The following is a 2,782-nucleotide window of genomic DNA, read 5'->3' as shown; positions in this document are numbered from 1 at the left end:
AACTTTTGGGGTGCAGTTCAGAATTGTACCTTGATACTATGCGTTTTTCTTATTTTTAGGACTTTTGACTCAGTCTCTTTTTGTTTTATTTGACATGTTTGGCAAGTTCTTCTTGCGCTTTTTTATTGGATTCTGCTTTTTCTTTCATCCATTTTTCTTGAGCTTTTTGGTATTCATCTGCAGTAACTGCCTTGTCTTGAAGTTCCAAGTATTTATACAAGACTGGGTCGCTTGTACCTTTATTTCCTGACAATGCAAATGGTATTGTAAATGGTACCATCTTAGACAAGATTGGACGCCCTGTACGAGATGTAGTTGGAATAATCAAGGCACTATCTGTCAACCAAGCTTGGGCTGCTGCGTATTTATCATATCGTTTAGCAACATCTGTAGTCTCATCACCAGCTTCAGTAACCAATTTTTCGTAGTCATATAGACCTACTTTTTTAGCAGCTACATTATCTTCCCCTGAGTCAAACCCTAAATATGTTTTAGTACTTTCTCCTACAGATGGTTTGATGATATCAAGGTAGGTTGATGGATCGGCAAAGTCTGGACCCCAACCGACATTATCTGATAAATCCCAGTCTTCGCCAGCAGCATTTTCAGCAAAATATGTAATATTGTTTACTTCGTCTTTTTGTAGTTGTTGAATATCAATGACTACATTATCCGCTCCTAAAGTTGCTTCCAAGGATTGTTTCATAGATTGGACGCGCTGAACTTTTGTAGTTGCTGTTTGGTCAACTGGCATATCCAAATGAATTGGGAATGTCACACCTTCTGCTTGTAAGGCTGATTTAGCTTTAGCAAATTCAGCCTTGGCTTTTTCTGGATTGTAAAGACCATCCTGAGATTCTGCAAGATTAACATCCTTCCATTCATCCCCATAAGTGACCAATTTCTCTTTGACCATATCGCCAAAGTTTTTACCATCTGCTTGAACAAATGTTGGTGGCACAAAGAGATTACGCAAGATTTTACTTGCTCCAGTTTGTCCATTCAACTGAGAGGCATAGGCTGTACGGTCAAATCCAAATGCAATAGCCTGACGGAAATCCTTGTTTAAGAGAGCCTTTTTAGTCGATGCCTTTTGTTCGTCGCTGGTCTTAGATGTGTATTTATAGGACTGACGGTCAATATTTGTACCAACTAGATACGTAATAGAGTCTTGTTGAGTATAGACAATATTGTCCTTCATACTCTTCTCAAGCTCTGCGAAACTTGCACTTGTTGGATAGAGACGAGCTGCTGTAAGGCTACCATCTTTAAAGTTTTCTGCAGGTTTGCTAGTATCTTGACCATCCCAGAATGACAATTTGACCTTGTCAATATGCACATTGTCCTTATCCCAGTAGTTCGGATTTTTCGCAAATTCAACAGAGGATTTTGTCACAATGGATTTCAACAAATAAGGTCCATTATACAAGAGACTACTTGGATCCGTAGCTTTGGCAAAATCATCCCCTTTTGAATTCAAAAACTCTTCATTGACTGGCGCAAGCACACCCATAGTTGTTTTAGAATTCCAAAAAGTTTCAGGTTTGTTCAAGGTGTATTGAACTGTCTGATCGTCAAGGGCTTTAATCCCAACTTGAGCAAAGTCTGTGATTTCACCTTTTGCATAGGCATCCAGACCTTTGATTGAATCCTGTACCAAGTAAAGAGCATCCGCTTTCTTATCTGTTGCATATTTAAGACCTGTCACAAAGTCCTGAGCCTTAACAGGAGCGTACTCTTCTCCCTCAGATGTATACCACTTGGCGTCCTGACGAATCTTATAAGTATAAGTCAAGCCATCCTTAGAAACTGACCAGTCTTCTGCCAATGAAGGAACAAGGTTCCCGTATTTATCATTTTCAAGCAATCCATCAATCACATTACTAGTAATCTCAGAAGTTGCTGCCTTACCAGTTGTCAAATAGTTGAGATTATCTGGATGTGTCTCGTAAGTAAATGCAAAGGTTTTTTCACCTTGAGCACCTGAACCCCCAGAACAAGCAGCTAAAACACCAACTGCTAATAAGGTTACTCCCGCAAGAGCCAATACTTTTCTTGTTTTCATAGTATTCTCCTTTGTTTTTTATTCATTATAGACTCTTTTTCAAGTCCTGTCAATAGAATTTTCTGAATTTTAAGAGTTATTTGTTATATTTGATATATTCTGAAAAATAAAATTGTTCATTTATGCCAAAAAAGCCAACAGAGATTCTCTTCTGATAACCAGAAAAGAATCTTGTTGACCTTCCTTCTAATACTCATCTACTTTCAAAAAGCATTCTAGTCCATCTCCGATTAACGATGGACTTTATCACCTCCTTCTCCAGTCCTTGTATAACATCTTGAAGTTGATTCATGACATCTTCCAAAGTTCGAAAGGCTTTATTCTTAAATCCACGTTTACGAATCTCTTTCTACACTTGTTCAATGGGGTTCATCTCTGGTGTGTATGGAGGAATAAATGCAAAACCAATATTAGTCGGAATCTTTAAGATACTTGATTTATGCCATATAGCATTGTCCATAACGAGTAAAAGATAATCATCTGGATAAGCTTGTGAAAGCTCTTCTAAAAAGGCGTTCATCCACTCAGTATGACATCCACCAGCTATTAAGAAAAATGATTCGCCTGTATGGGCATCAACAGCTCCATAACAATAGCGAAATTCTCGTATATAGTGACTATGGATATGTGGACCTACTCCTATTGGAGCCCAACAAGATCCCAGTTTACTGATTCTACCGAAACCAGCCTCATCTTGGTACACCAAGCGAACCTTAC

At 38.5% G+C, this 2,782-nt stretch carries 1 protein-coding gene and 1 pseudogene; both read right to left on the bottom strand.

The annotated features are described in order from the left end of the window. Positions 1 to 85 precede the first annotated feature (85 nt). Positions 86 to 2,065 carry a peptide ABC transporter substrate-binding protein gene (locus tag HT693_RS11530; protein ID WP_172925201.1) on the bottom strand — a complete coding sequence of 660 codons (1,980 nt, stop codon included), beginning with the start codon at positions 2,063 to 2,065 and terminating at the stop codon, positions 86 to 88. Positions 2,066 to 2,258: 193 nt separating this feature from the next. Next, positions 2,259 to 2,782, bottom strand: a pseudogene (locus HT693_RS11525) (IS630 family transposase); the annotation flags it as partial.

Origin of the sequence: Streptococcus sp. 2154 (assembly GCF_013277255.1) — a bacterium.
Taxonomy (GTDB): domain Bacteria; phylum Bacillota; class Bacilli; order Lactobacillales; family Streptococcaceae; genus Streptococcus; species Streptococcus pseudopneumoniae.
This window is presented reverse-complemented; position numbering and strand designations above follow the sequence as displayed.

Excerpts from the sequence above, each read along its gene's own strand:
- HT693_RS11530 (WP_172925201.1), bottom strand. The coding sequence starts at position 2,065 with ATGAAAACAAGAAAAGTATTGGCTCTTGCGGGAGTAACCTTATTAGCA.